This window comes from Paenarthrobacter sp. E2MeOHC11, from assembly GCF_058744955.1.
This window is the reverse complement of the sequence record NZ_CP196673.1, coordinates 2,692,000-2,709,216: the sequence shown is the minus strand read 5'-3', so window position 1 is coordinate 2,709,216 and position 17,217 is coordinate 2,692,000. Positions and strand designations below refer to the sequence as shown.

Below are 17,217 nucleotides of genomic sequence, written 5' to 3'. Positions count from 1 at the left end.
CACCTACGAAAGGCCTGACATGACCACCACCCCAACCCTACCGACGTCGGGCCTTACCGTCCTCAGCCTGCCCATGCGCGATCCCCGCGTCCGTCCGCTCCTGGACGAGCTCGCCGTCGAATACGAAACCCGCTACGGGAACCTATTCGGCACCGGGGGCGCAGCCGAGGAACTGAACAGGTACCCGGCAGAGGAATTCGAAGCCCCGCACGGCGCGCTGGTCATCATCCAGGAGAACGGCGAGTCCGTGGCCGGCGGCGCGTTCCGCCGCTATGACGACCACACAGCCGAGCTCAAAAGGATCTGGACCCACTCGGCCCACCGACGCCGCGGGCTGGCCCGCTTGGTCCTGACGGAACTGGAGAATGAGGCCCGACGGCGGGGCTACCGGAAGCTCTACCTCACCACTGGCCCGCGCCAGCCGGAGGCCAAGAACCTGTATCTGGCCACAGGCTACAAAGCGCTGTTCGACCTCGCCGCAGACCCCGAGGAAATCAAGCATTTGGCGTTCAGCAAGGATCTTGCCGTGCACAGCTAAGCTATGCGCATGGCCAACAAATCCACTGCCGAAAAAATCGCCACCATCCAGCAGGGGTACGCCCTGGAGGGTGCCACCATCGAACTCGGCGCCGCGATCGTTGACGGCGAGATCCACAAGGAAGCGCAGGTCAGGCTTCCACTGGCCATGATGAACCGGCACGGACTGGTGGCCGGGGCCACGGGTACCGGCAAGACGGTCACGCTGCATATGATCGCCGAACAGCTTTCGACGGCGGGTGTTCCGGTTTTCCTTGCGGACATCAAGGGTGATCTGTCCGGACTGGCGACGCCGGCCACTGGCAGTGAGAAGTTGACTGCCCGCACGTCGGCGCTGGGGCAGGACTGGCAGGCCAAAAACTTCCCCGTCGAGTTCCTGAGCCTCGGCGGCGACGGCCACGGAATCCCGGTCCGCGCCACTATTACCTCCTTTGGACCCATCCTGCTCTCACGCATCATGGACCTCAACGACACCCAGGAGTCCAGCCTCCAGCTGATCTTCCACTTCGCCGACAAGAACAACCTGGAGCTCATCGACCTCAAGGACCTTCGAGCTGTCATCCAGTTCCTCACCTCGGACGAAGGCAAGGCCGAACTCGCCAACCTCGGTGGGCTGTCCAAAGCCACCGCAGGGGTGATCCTGCGTGAGCTGGTCACCCTTGAAGCCCAGGGCATGGAGAAGTTCTTCGGTGAGCCCGAGTTCGATACCGCAGAGCTCCTCCGCACAGCCCCGGATGGCCGCGGTGTGATCAGCTGCCTGGAGCTCCCCACCCTGCAGACCAAGCCGCTCCTGTTCTCGACGTTCCTCATGTGGCTCCTCGCGGATCTCTTCGAGGACCTCCCCGAAGCCGGCGACCTGGACAAACCCAAACTCGTGTTTTTCCTGGACGAGGCACACCTGCTGTTCAACGGCGCGTCCAAGGCCTTCCTCGAAGCAATCACCACCACGGTGCGGCTCATCCGCTCCAAGGGTGTGGGCATATTCTTCGTCACCCAGACCCCCAAGGATGTTCCCGCCGATGTCCTCGGCCAACTCGCCAACCGAGTGCAGCACGCCTTGCGCGCTTTCACCCCCGAGGATGCCAAGTCGCTGAAGGCCACCGTCTCCACGTTCCCGGTCAGCGACTACGACCTCGAGGAGACGCTCACCTCGGCCGGCATCGGCGAGGCCGTCATCACCGTCATGAACGAGAAAGGCGCGCCCACGCCCGTAGCTCTGACCCGGCTCCGCGCACCCGAGTCCGTGATGGGTCCCAGCACCGACGAGCTGGTTCTCAGCACCGTAGCCGCGTCCTCTTTGTTGGTGAAATACGGAACCGCAGTGGACAACCTTTCCGCCTACGAGAAGTTGAACGGCCAGGCAGCCGTCCCTACGGGCGATGCTGCACCGGGGCAGCCACCAGTGCCCGCTTCGGGCGGCTCCTCCCAGGCAGACATCGACGCCGAAGCCCGCCGCATCGAGGAGGAAATCCTCGGCCGCCCCAGTTCGCGGCCAGCCTCCACACCTGAGTCCTACCCGGCGCCGCCGGCGCCAACTCCCGCTCCGCAATCGTCCCAGCAACAGGACGGCATGTTCGGTGACATCGCCGGCGCCCTTGGTGGGGCGCTGGGCGGAGGGCTCAAGAGCATGGTCCGGTCCATGGGCACGCAGCTGGGCCGCGACCTGCTGCGCGGCGTCTTCGGCACCTCCTCACGGCGGCGCCGCTAGTCCTGGTTGGCTGTCCAAAGCACGACGGCGGGTGGCGGCAAGGCCTGCTGCCACCCGCCGTCGAGCCTTCTCCAATCGGTGGACATACGTCATAACGCGGCCTTCATGCACGGTGATCGCTGCCGCGACAGGTAACGTAAAGGGCGTGCAGTTGAGTCAAGCGTTCGTCAAGACCGCAGCCGGGTGGCTGCTCGGTCTGATGCTTGCTGCCGCCGGGGCGATCGTCTGCATCAACCTGGTGAGCTCTTCCGTGGCCAGTCCCCAACAGCCCGTCAAGGAGTATTTGGCGGCGCTGCAGAAGGGTGAGGGCGAAGAGGCGCTGGGTCTCCTCCGCGCCAAAGTGCCCAACTCAAACGCATCCATGCTCGATGGCACAGCCCTGCAGACCGCCGCTTCCAAGATGACCGACGTCAAGGTGGGAAACCCTGAATCACGCGGCAGCAACCGCGTCGCAGTGCCCGTTGACTACACCTTGGACGGCAGTAAGCTCCACACCGAGTTCCTGATGGAACGGACCGGGACGCAGTGGTTGTTCTTCGCGAAGTGGGCGTTCGTGCCCACCACCCTGCCCACCATTGAAGTCACCGTGGTCAACGCCAGCGAAGCCACCCTCAATGGCGTCCCAGTGAACATGCCCAACGGCCGCAATACCTTCGCCGTGTTCTTCCCCGGCAAGTACGAAGCAAGCCTCAACGGGACATTCTTCGAAGCCCCTGCCGCCTCAGCCCTTGTGTCCACGCGCGACGGCGGCCAAGCACCCTTGAACCTGCAGACCCGCTCCACGAAGTCCATGAACGAGGCGGTCGCAGGGAAGGTCCGGGAGTTCCTGGACAACTGCGCCGCCCAGGCCACCGAGCAGCAGCGGCTCCAGCCGGATTGCCCGTTCTACCACGCCAGCAATGCCCGTGTCGTTGACGGGACCATCAAATGGGCCATCACCGAGTACCCCAAAATCACCATCGAACCCTTTGGCGGCAAGTGGGTGGTAGCTCCCCTCAACGGCAAGGCCACGCTGACCGCCAGGGAGATCAACCTGTTCAGCGGGTTCGTCAACGACCTCAACGTGGAGCACGACTTCAGCTTCACCACCCAGTTGGACGTGGGCAGCGACACCGTGACGGTTACTCCCCTGCTGACCTTCTGAGCTTTCCGCCGACACGGCTGGGCCACACGGGCGGGCTGGGCCACACGAGCGGGCTGGGCCACACGGGCGGGCTGGGCCACACGGGCGGGCTGGGCCACACGAGGTCGACACGAAAATGGCCCGGGCCGTCCCCCGAAGGAGCAACCCGGGCCATCCCGGTCAATCTGATTTAGTCCATGCCACGCAGGTCCAGCACCAGCTCGGACTCACCGTCCGCTTGCAGGACCACCGGAATGCCCCAATCCTGCTGGTAGAGGTGGCAGGCTGCATGGTCCGGGATTTCGCCGTCTTCAGTCTCAGGTCCATCGCATGCGGCCGCGCGGGCGGTGATGTGCAGGATTCCCTCGGGCACATCAGCGGACAGCTCCAGGGTGCGCAGCAGCCCCACAGACGTTCCGCCTCCGGAGACCAGCAGTTCCGGCGGGGTGGAGGAGATCTTCAACTGCGTGGGGTCGCCCCAGCGGTCATCCAGCTTCTGGCCGGTCGGCGCCTTGAAACGGACGGCGAGTTCCAACGTGCCGGGGGTCACCGGACTCTTGGGGCGGTGCGTCTGCGACGCACCTTCATCCACTTGCTGGGCTTCTTTGGGAATCGGTACCAGGACCAGCTGGTGCTTGTTCGATTCCACCACTACAAGCAGCGGCTCGCTGCCTTCAACCTGGACCACGACGACGTCACTCGGCTCCGCGAGGCCCCTCGCCAACGTGGACACGGACTTGGTGGCGGGGTCGTACCGGCGAACGGCACCGTTGTAGGTGTCGGCGATGGCTACGGAACCATCCGGCAGGACAGTAACGCCGAGTGGGTGCTGCAGGCGGGCTTCAGCGGCGTCGCCGTCACGGAACCCGAAATCGAACAGGCCCTTGCCCACGGCGGTTTCGACGGTCACGCCGGAATCGGTGACCACCAGGCGACGCAGCGACGATGTCTCCGAGTCAGCGACCCAGATGTTGCCGTCGGCGTCGATTGCCAACCCTGAGGACTGGGCGAACCAGGCTTCCTCGGCCTTGCCGTCCAACAAGCCTTCAAGCCCGGAACCGGCCAGGATGGAGACCTCATTGCTGAGGGGGTCAAAGGCGAAGATCTGGTGGGTACCAGCCATGGCGATGACAACACGCTGCAGCTTCCCGCTCCACACCACATCCCACGGCGAGGACAAGGACACCCCGGTGCCGAGGCCAAGCGCCCCAACATCGATCGCGTCGGCGGCGAAGTCAGCCGGACCGGCGTCGTGGTGTTCAGACCACGTACCGGCGCCGGTGTCCGTCACGCGGGCGGGACCGGCGTCGAGCAGCCGCTGCACGCCATTGCCCGCAACCGTCTGCACATAACCCGAGCTCAGCGTCACACCGCGGAGTCGGTGGTTGACGGTGTCGGCCACAACAGCGTCGTAGCCAAGCTTCCACGCCAGCTCCGAGGGGAGCAGCGCGACGCCCTGCGGTTCGTTGAACTGTGCGATCTCGGCTTGCCCGTCCAAGTACCCCTTGGTGCCGGAGCCGATGACGCGCTCTACGGTTTCAAGGTCGGGGCGGAGTTCCACGAGCCTGTGGTGGCCGGAGTCCACCACAAGGTAATTGCCGTTGGCCAGCTGCGTGGCTTTACCCGGGAACCGCAAAGTGCCCGACGTCGGCACGGGAGCCACGTACGGGCCGTTACCGCGGTGGAGGGTTCCCTTGGCCTCATGCTCGGCAACGAGTTCTTCCAGCAGGACAGCCAGGCCGTCGGCATGGCCCTCGCCCGAAAGGTGGGCCACGATGTAGCCCTCGGGGTCGACGACCACCAGGGTGGGCCAGGCACGGGCCGTGTACGCCTTCCAGGTGGCCAGCTCCGGGTCGTCGAGGACCGGGTGATGGATTTCGTAGCGCTCAACGGCGGATGCCAGGGCGACGGGATCTGCCTCGTGCTCAAACTTGGGCGAGTGCACGCCGACCGTCACCAGGACGTCCGAGTACTTTTCCTCGAGCGGACGCAACTCGTCCAGGACGTGCAGGCAGTTGATGCAGCAGAAAGTCCAGAAGTCGAGCAGCACGATCTTGCCCCGCAAGGACTCGAGGTCCAAGGATTTGCCGCCCGTGTTGAGCCAGCCGCGGCCCTCCAGTTCGGAGGCCCGGACCCGGAGTTGGGTGCGTACGGTTTCGCTCATCAGCGTCCTTCCAGCTTGGTATTTGTTTCAGTCTGCCCGGCAGGGTCTGTGGTGGGGCGTTCGGCGGTGGTGCGTTCGGCCTGGGCCGTCCTGGATGGCTGGGCAGTGCGGTTCGCCATCTTGGCGTCGCGGTCGGCGAGCCGGGCAAACATATCGTTGTAAGCGCTGAGGTCGGCGTCGTTATTCCTATCAGCGGCACGATCAACGCGGCGGGTTTCCCGCTCGTCCGACCTGGACCACATCACGGCCACCCCGATCGCCACCAGCAGCGTGGGAACCTCGCCGATCCCCCATGCCACGGCGCCGCCCAATTGCTGGTCTCCAATCGCCGACGGCCCCCAAGCCCGCCCCAGGTTCCCGAAGTAGTCAGCAGCGAGCAGCCCGGTTCCACCCATGATGGCGACACCGAAGAAGGCATGGAAGCCCATGGTGGCCAGCAGCAGGAGCAGGCGCATCGGGTACGGAGCACGGCGCGGCAGAGGATCGCTTCCGATCATGCTCAGCACGAAGATGTAGCCCGTCAGGAGGAAGTGGACGTTCATGAGCTCGTGGCCCACGTGCTCACGCATAGCCAGGCCGAAGAGGTCAGAGTAGTAGAAGAGAACGATCGATCCCGCGAAATTCGCTGCGGCGAACAGCGGGTGCGTCACGATCTGCGAGAACCTCGAGTGCACAAACAGCAGCAACCATTCGCGGAGGCCCCGTGAGCCGTGGGCGCCTTCGCCCCTGGACGGCAGAGCCCGCAGCGCCAGCGTCACGGGTGCGCCCAGGACCAGGAAGATCGGTGCCACCATGGTCAGTGCCATGTGGTCCACCATGTGCGCAGAGAACAGCACACGACCGTACACGGCGGGCGGGCCCGAGGTGATGTACGTCAGCACCACCAGGCCGATCAGCCAGTTTACGGCCCGGAACCATGACCATTTGTCTCCACGCTTGCGGACCTTGATGATGCCCATGATGTAGGTAACCGCGCCGAACAACGCCACTCCCACCCACAGCCAGTCAAAGCGCCATTCGGTCAGCCAGCGTTCCGGAGTGAGCTCCGGTGGGAGCTCGTAGCCGGAGAGGATGAACGACGGCGATGCATCAGGTGCGTAAGTGGTGGGCTGCGGCGGAGCCGAGCGTCCGAGCGCCACGGCAAGTCCCGACGTCGCGCCCATGACCAGCAGCTCAACCAGAACCAGCTGCCACAGCACGCGGCGGGCAGACATGGAACCGTTTTTGCCAAGCTGCGGGATGACCCACTGCCGATGCATGAAGCCGATGCCACCCAGCACCAGCGTGGCCAGCGACTTCGCGACGATGAGCTGACCATACGGGGAGCCGAACAGGTCGGCAGGGTTGGTCACCCGGATGGCGGCGTTGATAACACCCGAGGCAAACACCAGGACAAAGGCGAAGCCGGCAAGGGACGAGAAACGCCGGAGGGTTTGCTCGGTGATGTCAGGGGTTGCTTTACTCCGGGACCCCGTAAGGATGCCGGAGAGGACCGCGAGCATGATGATTCCACCCACCCATGTGGAGACCCCCACCAAGTGGAGTCCCAAGGAGTTGATTGCACCTTCGTGGTCGCTTGAGCTTGAAGAGTGCCCGATCAACGCTGTGGGAACAAGGCCAATCAATGCCAGCAGGAGAGTGAAGGCAAGACCGGTCAGGGATCGGACGCCGAACAGGGCCGTAGTCACCACTGCGGCGATGATGGTAACGGCGAGCCAGGCCTTGCCGGTCTCGATGTCCGTCATGAAGTACACCAGCGAACGGGTGAACTCGGCGTCGCCGGAGAGCCCCTGTCCCGCGACGTCTGCGTAGGTGAGGACGAGGACGGCCACAGCGGATAGGGTCCACGCCGCACCCGCTGCGGCGGCAACGGCGAGGGCCCGGGCGAAGGCGGGATGTTCGGGTGCGTCGAGGTCCTTCTCGCGGGAACGCGACCCGCCGAGGTTCTTGGGCAGGATGCCGACGGCGAAGATCAAGCCGCCCACCACCGTGGCCACCGAGACGTTGTGGATGGCCTTGGCGAACGGAAGGCCCCACCGGACCAAGGCGCCTGGGTCCGAAACCTGTCGGGCTGCGGAGGCACCGGAGAAAATGAGTGCCGCGGCCAGCGCGAGGAACAGCGCCGCCAGGCCAGCTAGTTGCCAAGGCAGGGAAATCCCCGCGACTGTAGTGCCTCCCCGCGCTCCCGGCTTGGGAACAGGCGAAGGGGCAGTTGCGGAACTTCTTGCTGATGGCACTTATCCATTGTCCGCTACCTGTCGCCGGGCTGCGAATCGGGACGGCGCTATGTGGATTAACCCAAAGCAAAAGGGACGGCAACCATCAGGTTGCCGTCCCTTCAAGGCATTCGCCGAAGAGTTATTACTTCTTCTTGGCGACAGCAGCCTTCAGCTTGGAGCCAGCGGTCAGCTTGACGCTGTGGCCGGCTGCGATCTGGATGGTTTCGCCGGTCTGCGGGTTACGGCCGGTGCGGGCTGCACGGTCGGTGCGCTCAACTGCGAGCCAGCCCGGGATGGTGATCTTTTCGCCGGCGGCGACAGAAGTCTCGAAAACTTCGAACAGTGCATCGAGCACGGAGTTGACTGCTGCCTGGCTGGTGCCAGCCTTGCCTGCTACCTCTGCAACGAGTTCACTACGGTTCTTAGCCATTTACGTCCTCCTGGACTCATACGTTTTTGAGCTTTCAAGCGGAATGCGAGCAAGCCACTGTTCGAAAACTTACCAGCTTGGACTGGCATGGCCAGCAAATTCCGCGTGTTTCCGCGCCTTTTTGACCAAAATCACCGGATTTTCGGGGTTTTTTGGGGTGCTTTACGCCCTTGGCGTACCCTTCGGCGGTGATCCCGACCTGCGGCCGGGCCCGGGTGGGAACAGAATCCGCAGGACAGTATGTGTGCCCGCCACTCCTTCGGGGACCATTCTTACGGAGCCGCAGTTCATTCCGCCGACCCTACCGGCACCCGTTGCGACAATTGCGCAGAGGGTCAGCGGAGTGATACTTTTCCGGTGATCGTGAACTTTTGGCAGGAGGTGAGACCCATGAACGCAGTATCCACAGTGGGCGCTCCCCTGCAGTCCACGATCTCGCGACTGACCTAGTCGCCATTGGGAGCGCCCGTCACGCACTTCGCGAAAGGCGACTCCCATGAACTCATCATCTTCTTCACCTCTGCACAGCACATCGACGACGGTCACTGAGGGGCCGGGCTCAGACGAGCCTTCGCCTGGAGTCGACGCTTCCACCCGGCTCCACCCCACGGGGCAGCGGGCATTGGTCCTCGGCGGCGGCGGTTCCACAGGCAACGCATGGCTGATCGGCGTGATCGCAGGACTGTTCGACGCCGGGCTGGATGCAACCACGGCCGACCTCACCATAGGAACATCAGCTGGCGCGACGGCCGCCGCCCAGCTGGCCGGTGCGACGCCGGCGGAACTATTTGCTGCCGCCCTTGCACCTGTCCCGCAGCGGGCCGGAGCTCCAGCTGTCACCAACCCACGGAATTCGGCCAAGCCCGTGGTGGACCACTTGGACAGAACGGCCAGGATCATCGATGCTTCCGAGGATATGCCTGATATGCGCCGCAGAATGGGAGCGGCGGCTATCGACATGGCTGAGGCGATGGACGGTGCCAGTGCCCGGTGGCGGGCCACCGTCGCAACCCGGCTGCCCCAACAGTCGTGGCCGGAACGAGCAGTGCTTCTCACCGCAGTTGACGCCCAAACAGGTGAACCGGTGGTATTCGACCGTCACAGCGGCGTGGAGTTGGTGGACGCCGTGGCCGCCAGCTGTGCCAGTGGCTTCGCTTACAGCATTGGCAATGGCCGCTACATCGATGGTGGATACCGAACCAACGCTGAGAATGCCGACCTGGCCGCCGGGCACGCACGGGTGCTGGTGCTGTCACCCTTTGGTGGCCAAACACGGACACCTACAAAATGGCATATGCACCTCGCAGCCCAGATAGACACACTAAGGGGCAACGGCAGCCGTGTGGAAACGGTGTTCCCGGAAGGGGAGTCGGAGCACATGTTCGGCGTCAATGCCATGGATCTGTCCCTGCGACCGGCCGCAGCCCGAGCCGGGTTCGACCAAGGCAGAGCCCTCGCCGGTCAGCTCCGCGAGTTCTGGCAATAACGGCACCAACTCGGCCGTGGTGAATGGTTAAATGTGAAGAGCCCCGACCGTCGTGGTCGGGGCTCTTCTTAATGTGTGTCCGGCGGTGTCCTACTCTCCCACACCCTCCCGGGTGCAGTACCATCGGCGCTGTGGGTCTTAGCTTCCGGGTTCGGAATGGGACCGGGCGTTTCCCCCACGCTATGACCGCCGTAACTTTGTTACCCGTCCGCACCCCGTGGTGGGGTGGGTGGGAAGTGTGGTTACAACTGTGGTGTTGTTATTTTGTTGTGTTTTTGTTCCTGGAACAAGCGGGTTGTTGTTCGGGAACCACATAGTGGACGCGTGCAGTGTGTTGTGTGGTGTAAGTTGTTGGCCTATTAGTACCGGTCAGCTTCACGAGTCTTTAGTCCTCGCTTCCACATCCGGCCTATCAACCCAGTGGTCTGGCTGGGGGCCTCTCACACATAAATGTGTATGGAAATCTCATCTTGAAGCGAGCTTCCCGCTTAGATGCTTTCAGCGGTTATCCCATCCGAACGTAGCTAATCAGCGATGCACTTGGCAGTACAACTGACACACCAGAGGTTCGTCCGTCCCGGTCCTCTCGTACTAAGGACAGCCCTTCTCAAATTTCCTGCGCGCGCAGCGGATAGGGACCGAACTGTCTCACGACGTTCTAAACCCAGCTCGCGTACCGCTTTAATGGGCGAACAGCCCAACCCTTGGGACCTACTCCAGCCCCAGGATGCGACGAGCCGACATCGAGGTGCCAAACCATGCCGTCGATATGGACTCTTGGGCAAGATCAGCCTGTTATCCCCGAGGTACCTTTTATCCGTTGAGCGACGGCCATTCCACAATGTACCGCCGGATCACTAGTCCCGACTTTCGTCCCTGCTTGAGATGTCTCTCTCACAGTCAAGCTCCCTTGTGCACTTACACTCGACACCTGATTGCCAACCAGGCTGAGGGAACCTTTGGGCGCCTCCGTTACTTTTTAGGAGGCAACCGCCCCAGTTAAACTACCCATCAGGCACTGTCCCTGACCCGGATCACGGGCCGAAGTTAGATGTCCAAAGTGACCAGAGTGGTATTTCAACGATGACTCCACCCGAACTGGCGTCCGGGTTTCAACGTCTCCCACCTATCCTACACAAGCCACTCCGAACACCAATACCAAACTATAGTAAAGGTCTCGGGGTCTTTCCGTCCTGCTGCGCGTAACGAGCATCTTTACTCGTACTGCAATTTCGCCGAGTTTATGGTTGAGACAGCGGGGAAGTCGTTACTCCATTCGTGCAGGTCGGAACTTACCCGACAAGGAATTTCGCTACCTTAGGATGGTTATAGTTACCACCGCCGTTTACTGGGGCTTAAATTCTCAGCTTCGCCACAAGTGGCTAACCGGTCCTCTTAACCTTCCAGCACCGGGCAGGAGTCAGTCCGTATACATCGTCTTGCGACTTCGCACGGACCTGTGTTTTTAGTAAACAGTCGCTTCCCCCTGGTCTCTGCGGCCCACACCCGCTCACGGAGAGCAAGTCTCCATCACGGGGCAGGCCCCCCTTCTCCCGAAGTTACGGGGGCATTTTGCCGAGTTCCTTAACCATAATTCTCTCGATCGCCTTGGTATTCTCTACCTGATCACCTGTGTCGGTTTGGGGTACGGGCGGCTAAAACCTCGCGTCGATGCTTTTCTTGGCAGCATAGGATCACCGGATCCCCCCAAACGGGAGTCCCATCAGATCTCAGGATTGTGCTCGAAACACACAGGAACGGATTTGCCTATCCCTGACCCTACATCCTTAGACCGGGGCAACCATCGCCCGGCCCGGCTACCTTCCTGCGTCACACCTGTTAATACGCTTACCTCCCGGGATCAGGTCCCGCGCTCGGCCAAAACCCACAACACCACAAGGGTGAGCGGGCAGGCTCCGGGCGGTTAGTATCCCCCGCTTGGCATGGGCGGTTTTTCGCCGGTACGGGAATATCAACCCGTTGTCCATCGACTACGCCTGTCGGCCTCGCCTTAGGTCCCGACTTACCCAGGGCAGATTAGCTTGACCCTGGAACCCTTGATCATTCGGCGGACGGGTTTCTCACCCGTCTTTCGCTACTCATGCCTGCATTCTCACTCGTGTAGGCTCCACCGCTGGTTTCCACCGCGACTTCACTGCCCACACGACGCTCCCCTACCACTCCACACCCCTGAACCACGAAGGCTAGGGCAATGTGTGAAATCCACAACTTCGGCGGTGTACTTGAGCCCCGCTACATTGTCGGCGCGGAATCACTTGACCAGTGAGCTATTACGCACTCTTTCAAGGATGGCTGCTTCTAAGCCAACCTCCTGGTTGTCTTCGCAACTCCACATCCTTTCCCACTTAGCACACGCTTAGGGGCCTTAGTTGGTGGTCTGGGCTGTTTCCCTCTCGACTATGAAGCTTATCCCCCACAGTCTCACTGCTGCGCTCTCACTTACCGGCATTCGGAGTTTGGCTGACGTCAGTAACCTTGTAGGGCCCATCGGCCATCCAGTAGCTCTACCTCCGGCAAGAAACACGCAACGCTGCACCTAAATGCATTTCGGGGAGAACCAGCTATCACGGAGTTTGATTGGCCTTTCACCCCTACCCACAGCTCATCCCCTCCATTTTCAACTGAAGTGGGTTCGGTCCTCCACGACGTCTTACCGTCGCTTCAACCTGGCCATGGGTAGATCACTCCGCTTCGGGTCTAGATCACGCCACTACACTCGCCCTATTCAGACTCGCTTTCGCTACGGCTACCCCACACGGGTTAACCTCGCGACGTAACACTAACTCGCAGGCTCATTCTTCAAAAGGCACGCCGTCACCAGAATCAGACTGGCTCCGACGGATTGTAAGCACACGGTTTCAGGTACTGTTTCACTCCCCTCCCGGGGTACTTTTCACCTTTCCCTCACGGTACTGGTCCGCTATCGGTCATTAGGAAGTATTTAGGCTTATCAGGTGGTCCTGACAGATTCGCACGGGATTTCTCGGGCCCCGTGCTACTTGGGATCCTCTCCAGGCGGCACACAACATTACGGTTACGGGGCTCACACCCTCTCTGGCCGGCCTTTCAAGACCGTTCACCTATGCTCATGCTCTCACCCCATTGGTCCGGCAGAACCAAAACGGAAAGTCCCACAACCCCGCCCATGCAACGCCCGCCGGCTATCACACATGGAACGGTTTAGCCTCATCCGCGTTCGCTCGCCACTACTAACGGAATCACTCTTGTTTTCTCTTCCTGCGGGTACTGAGATGTTTCACTTCCCCGCGTTCCCCCCACGCACCCTATGTGTTCAGATGCGGGTCACACAATCACCATGACAGCGTTGTGCGGGGTTTCCCCATTCGGACATCCTGGGATCAACGCTCGGTTATCAACTCCCCCAGGCTTATCGCAGATTCCTACGTCCTTCTTCGGCTCCTAATGCCAAGGCATCCACCGTGTGCCCTTAAAAACTTGACCACACAAAGATCAAAAACTTACTCGAGAGAACCACGACCACAAGGGCCAGGTTCATTCATAAGAAATTGCTGTAAGAACACACACACCAACCCCCAAAAGGATCAGCCACGTGCGTGCTCTAGATGCTCGCGTCCACTATGTAGTTCTCAAACAACAACCCCATCAACCAGACCACCACCCACCACAACCCACACAGGGCTGAAAACAGTGACCAGCAGTACCGGAAGCAGGAACAAAAGAAACACCAGAAGTGCCCCCCTGCATTGCTGCAAAAAGGTCCTGTTGCCTCAGGACCCAACAGTGCGCCAAACACAACCCCCACAAACCGCACGCCCCGGCCACGTTCCAAACAACACCACACCCCAAAGAGGCACAGGTCGCCGTACTGGCACCAGGACACAACCGGTAAAGGCCATGCCAAACAAGTTTGATTCGTTGATATTCCACCCATGAGCACCCACCGCAGAACAGACGCCTGCGCAATGGGCAACACTGACAACCACCACCACACCCATGCAGGCACAGCAACCAGTTGCAAGCAGCTCCTTAGAAAGGAGGTGATCCAGCCGCACCTTCCGGTACGGCTACCTTGTTACGACTTAGTCCCAATCGCCGGTCCCACCTTCGACGGCTCCCCCCACAAGGGTTAGGCCACCGGCTTCGGGTGTTACCAACTTTCGTGACTTGACGGGCGGTGTGTACAAGGCCCGGGAACGTATTCACCGCAGCGTTGCTGATCTGCGATTACTAGCGACTCCGACTTCATGGGGTCGAGTTGCAGACCCCAATCCGAACTGAGACCGGCTTTTTGGGATTAGCTCCACCTCACAGTATCGCAACCCTTTGTACCGGCCATTGTAGCATGCGTGAAGCCCAAGACATAAGGGGCATGATGATTTGACGTCGTCCCCACCTTCCTCCGAGTTGACCCCGGCAGTCTCCTATGAGTCCCCGCCATAACGCGCTGGCAACATAGAACGAGGGTTGCGCTCGTTGCGGGACTTAACCCAACATCTCACGACACGAGCTGACGACAACCATGCACCACCTGTAAACCGACCGCAAGCGGGGCACCTGTTTCCAGGTATTACCGGTTCATGTCAAGCCTTGGTAAGGTTCTTCGCGTTGCATCGAATTAATCCGCATGCTCCGCCGCTTGTGCGGGCCCCCGTCAATTCCTTTGAGTTTTAGCCTTGCGGCCGTACTCCCCAGGCGGGGCACTTAATGCGTTAGCTACGGCGCGGAAAACGTGGAATGTCCCCCACACCTAGTGCCCAACGTTTACGGCATGGACTACCAGGGTATCTAATCCTGTTCGCTCCCCATGCTTTCGCTCCTCAGCGTCAGTTAATGCCCAGAGACCTGCCTTCGCCATCGGTGTTCCTCCTGATATCTGCGCATTTCACCGCTACACCAGGAATTCCAGTCTCCCCTACATCACTCTAGTCTGCCCGTACCCACTGCAGAACCGGAGTTGAGCCCCGGTCTTTCACAGCAGACGCGACAAACCGCCTACGAGCTCTTTACGCCCAATAATTCCGGATAACGCTTGCGCCCTACGTATTACCGCGGCTGCTGGCACGTAGTTAGCCGGCGCTTCTTCTGCAGGTACCGTCACTTTCGCTTCTTCCCTACTGAAAGAGGTTTACAACCCGAAGGCCGTCATCCCTCACGCGGCGTCGCTGCATCAGGCTTGCGCCCATTGTGCAATATTCCCCACTGCTGCCTCCCGTAGGAGTCTGGGCCGTGTCTCAGTCCCAGTGTGGCCGGTCACCCTCTCAGGCCGGCTACCCGTCGTCGCCTTGGTAGGCCATTACCCCACCAACAAGCTGATAGGCCGCGAGTCCATCCAAAACCACAAAAGCTTTCCACCCCCCACCATGCGATGAGGAGTCATATCCGGTATTAGACCCAGTTTCCCAGGCTTATCCCAGAGTCAAGGGCAGGTTACTCACGTGTTACTCACCCGTTCGCCACTAATCCCCCAGCAAGCTGGGATCATCGTTCGACTTGCATGTGTTAAGCACGCCGCCAGCGTTCATCCTGAGCCAGGATCAAACTCTCCGTTGAAGTAAAACAAATCAAACAGACACAACCACACCCACCGGAAATAACGGCGAACACGGCTGCACAAAATTCGAAACCAGCTGAAAACCAGCCCACCACACACGGGGGTGCATGACAGAACTGGCATAAATTTCAACCAATCAATAAAACAATCGGTATCAACAAACTTGGCACACTATTGAGTTCTCAAACAACAGACCCCCCAAAACATCACCCCACAGCACACCACAAAAGCAGCACACCAACAAAGGCCATTGGAAAAGAAGAGTTATTTTTGGCCGCCTACCGAACCGTACACACCTTCCGGCTTTCCGTTTCGCACCCGGCGACTCAGAAAACAATACACGCCCCCAACCCCCAACGCAAATCCACCCCAAACCCCCACCCCACACCACCCAAACCCCACCCCAAAACCAAGCGACAGCACGCCGTCGAGCGCCACGAACAGCGGCGCCCCAATCCAGGCAGGACCGAACTTCACCTGCGGGAGTCCGGCATCCCGAAATGCCGATGCAACCCGTCGTCGAGGAACCGCAGGATCGACGAGATCCTGTGCCCTTCCGGGGTCGGTTCAATGACCAGCAGCCCCCGGGGCCGGCCTTCGAGGTAGCAGACGAACCCCGGCCTCCCACCAGCGGTGACAGCCTTCAGCACATAGTGGCCTCCCGGCCGGCCGGCCGCACTAGCGCGCAGGAAACTGCCTACGGCATTCCGACCTGCGTAGCGTTCGCTGGCCGGAGGCATGGCCAACCAGCATTGGTCGGTAAGGAGTTCCAGGACTGCATCGACGTCATCCCGGGAGAAGGCGTCAGCGAACTTACGGGCAAGATCGGAGTGGTCCGCGCCCGGCACCGGCGGCACTGTCGCGGGTCTGGCAGAGCGGGCGCGCTGGAGTAGTCCCTTGGTCGCCGTCGGACCTATCGAGAGCATCTGCGCAACTTCACTGACGGTGAAGTCCAATACGTCACAAAGCATCAGCACCGCGGCTTGGCGCGGCGGCATCCGCTGGAGGGCAACCACAAGGGCGAGCTCGATGCTTTCGCGGGCAATGGCTTGTAAAGCAGGGTCCAGCTCGTTGACCAGCTGGTCAGGGTAGGGCTGTAAATGCGGTTGGTCGAATCGGTCAGTCGGAACCGGTGGCGTGAACGGGGGAACGGGACGAGGACGGCGGCTTTGGTCACGTCGTGCATTGAGCGAACGAGTCGTGGCGATCCGATAGAGCCACGTCCGCAAGGATGACCGCCCGGCAAATCCAGGCAAGCCTTTCCATGCGGCAAGTAAGACCTCCTGCATCACATCGTCTGCGTCGTCAACTGATCCTGTGATCCTGTAGCAGTGCAGATGAAGCTCCCGGCGAAAGGGCGCGACGAGCGACGCAAATGCCTCTTCATCACCGGCCCTGGCGGCCTCCAACTCCGTGGACGTCACGGGTCAATCTTGGCACGCGCCCATCCGGGCGTTCCGATTCTCTTCGTTGTGGTGTCTACATAGACATAACCATCTACGAGAGGAACAGACCATGACTGGGAAAGAGGCCGGCGCAGTGGAGATCGGCGTGGCTTACCACCGTGCGTGGACCACCGGCGACCTGGATTCAGCGGCAGGGCACCTGGCCGAAAGCGTTACCTGCCATGCGCCTTCGGGCACCTTCAATGGCAGGGCAGCTGTCCGGGCGTTCATGGAACCATTCGCTGCGTCGCTTACAAGTTCAAGGCTCCTGGCCGTCCACGGCCAGGACAACGAAGCAATCCTTATGTACGACACCGCCAGTAGGGCAGTGCAGAGCGCCCCCGGTGCGGAGCTGTACCGCGTTCAGGATGGTCAGATCGTGGAAATCCACATTATCTTCGATCGCCTGCCGTTCGCCTTGGCACGTGGCGACGTCCGTTAGGGCGTGACGGGTGATGACCATCCGTCAAAGGCTCCACAGCTCGGTCCAGAGTCGACTCGGGCGGCCGTGGTGGGTGGTTAAATGTGAAGAGCCCCGACCGTCGTGGTCG

9 protein-coding genes and 3 rRNA genes are annotated in these 17,217 nt (G+C 61.1%); 5 read left to right on the top strand and 7 right to left on the bottom strand.

Going from position 1 to position 17,217, the window contains the following annotated elements:
• Positions 1-19 precede the first annotated feature (19 nt).
• From ACSSVG_RS12705 to ACSSVG_RS12695, 3 genes are all read left to right on the top strand, one after another.
• Positions 20-538: a GNAT family N-acetyltransferase gene (locus tag ACSSVG_RS12705; RefSeq protein ID WP_492415099.1), complete on the top strand. Its 519-nt coding sequence runs from the start codon at positions 20-22 to the stop codon at positions 536-538.
• Positions 539-547: 9 nt separating this feature from the next.
• Positions 548-2,245, top strand: coding sequence for a helicase HerA-like domain-containing protein (locus ACSSVG_RS12700; RefSeq protein ID WP_492415098.1), 1,698 nt, complete (start codon positions 548-550; stop codon positions 2,243-2,245).
• A gap of 115 nt (positions 2,246-2,360) precedes the next feature.
• Positions 2,361-3,389, top strand: a complete 1,029-nt coding sequence (locus ACSSVG_RS12695; RefSeq protein ID WP_492419199.1) for a hypothetical protein — start codon at positions 2,361-2,363, stop codon at positions 3,387-3,389.
• Positions 3,390-3,558: 169 nt separating this feature from the next.
• Here ACSSVG_RS12695 and ACSSVG_RS12690 read toward each other — a convergent pair whose 3' ends face one another.
• The 3 genes from ACSSVG_RS12690 to ACSSVG_RS12680 form a co-directional block, all read right to left on the bottom strand.
• A complete protein-coding gene (locus ACSSVG_RS12690; RefSeq protein ID WP_492415097.1) occupies positions 3,559-5,532 on the bottom strand; it encodes an NHL domain-containing thioredoxin family protein in 1,974 nt (657 codons plus the stop codon).
• Positions 5,532-7,769, bottom strand: a complete 2,238-nt coding sequence (locus tag ACSSVG_RS12685; RefSeq protein WP_492415096.1) for a bifunctional copper resistance protein CopD/cytochrome c oxidase assembly protein — start codon at positions 7,767-7,769, stop codon at positions 5,532-5,534. Before ACSSVG_RS12685 ends, ACSSVG_RS12690 begins: the two co-directional genes overlap by 1 nt.
• 124 nt (positions 7,770-7,893) lie before the next feature.
• Positions 7,894-8,181, bottom strand: a complete 288-nt coding sequence (locus tag ACSSVG_RS12680) for an HU family DNA-binding protein (RefSeq protein WP_011776355.1) — start codon at positions 8,179-8,181, stop codon at positions 7,894-7,896.
• Positions 8,182-8,677: 496 nt separating this feature from the next.
• Between ACSSVG_RS12680 and ACSSVG_RS12675 the strand changes: the two genes are divergently transcribed.
• Positions 8,678-9,667, top strand: a complete 990-nt coding sequence (locus ACSSVG_RS12675) for a patatin-like phospholipase family protein (protein WP_492415095.1) — start codon at positions 8,678-8,680, stop codon at positions 9,665-9,667.
• A 77-nt stretch (positions 9,668-9,744) separates the two neighbouring features.
• On the opposite strand, the gene rrf is transcribed toward ACSSVG_RS12675, so the two are convergent.
• The 4 genes from rrf to ACSSVG_RS12655 all read right to left on the bottom strand — a co-directional run bounded on the left by rrf (position 9,745) and on the right by ACSSVG_RS12655 (position 16,645).
• Positions 9,745-9,861: ribosomal RNA gene (gene rrf / locus ACSSVG_RS12670) — 5S ribosomal RNA — on the bottom strand.
• 144 nt (positions 9,862-10,005) lie between these two features.
• Positions 10,006-13,150, bottom strand: a 23S ribosomal RNA gene (locus ACSSVG_RS12665).
• Between the two features lie 550 nt (positions 13,151-13,700).
• Positions 13,701-15,220: ribosomal RNA gene (locus tag ACSSVG_RS12660) — 16S ribosomal RNA — on the bottom strand.
• Together the 16S, 23S and 5S rRNA genes form the textbook arrangement of a ribosomal RNA operon.
• Before the next feature lie 474 nt (positions 15,221-15,694).
• A complete protein-coding gene (locus tag ACSSVG_RS12655) occupies positions 15,695-16,645 on the bottom strand; it encodes an RNA polymerase subunit sigma-70 (protein WP_492415094.1) in 951 nt (316 codons plus the stop codon).
• Positions 16,646-16,736: 91 nt separating this feature from the next.
• On the opposite strand from ACSSVG_RS12655, the gene ACSSVG_RS12650 reads away from it, so the two are divergent.
• A complete protein-coding gene (locus ACSSVG_RS12650) occupies positions 16,737-17,108 on the top strand; it encodes a nuclear transport factor 2 family protein (protein WP_492415093.1) in 372 nt (123 codons plus the stop codon).
• The last annotated feature ends 109 nt before the right edge of the window (positions 17,109-17,217 follow it).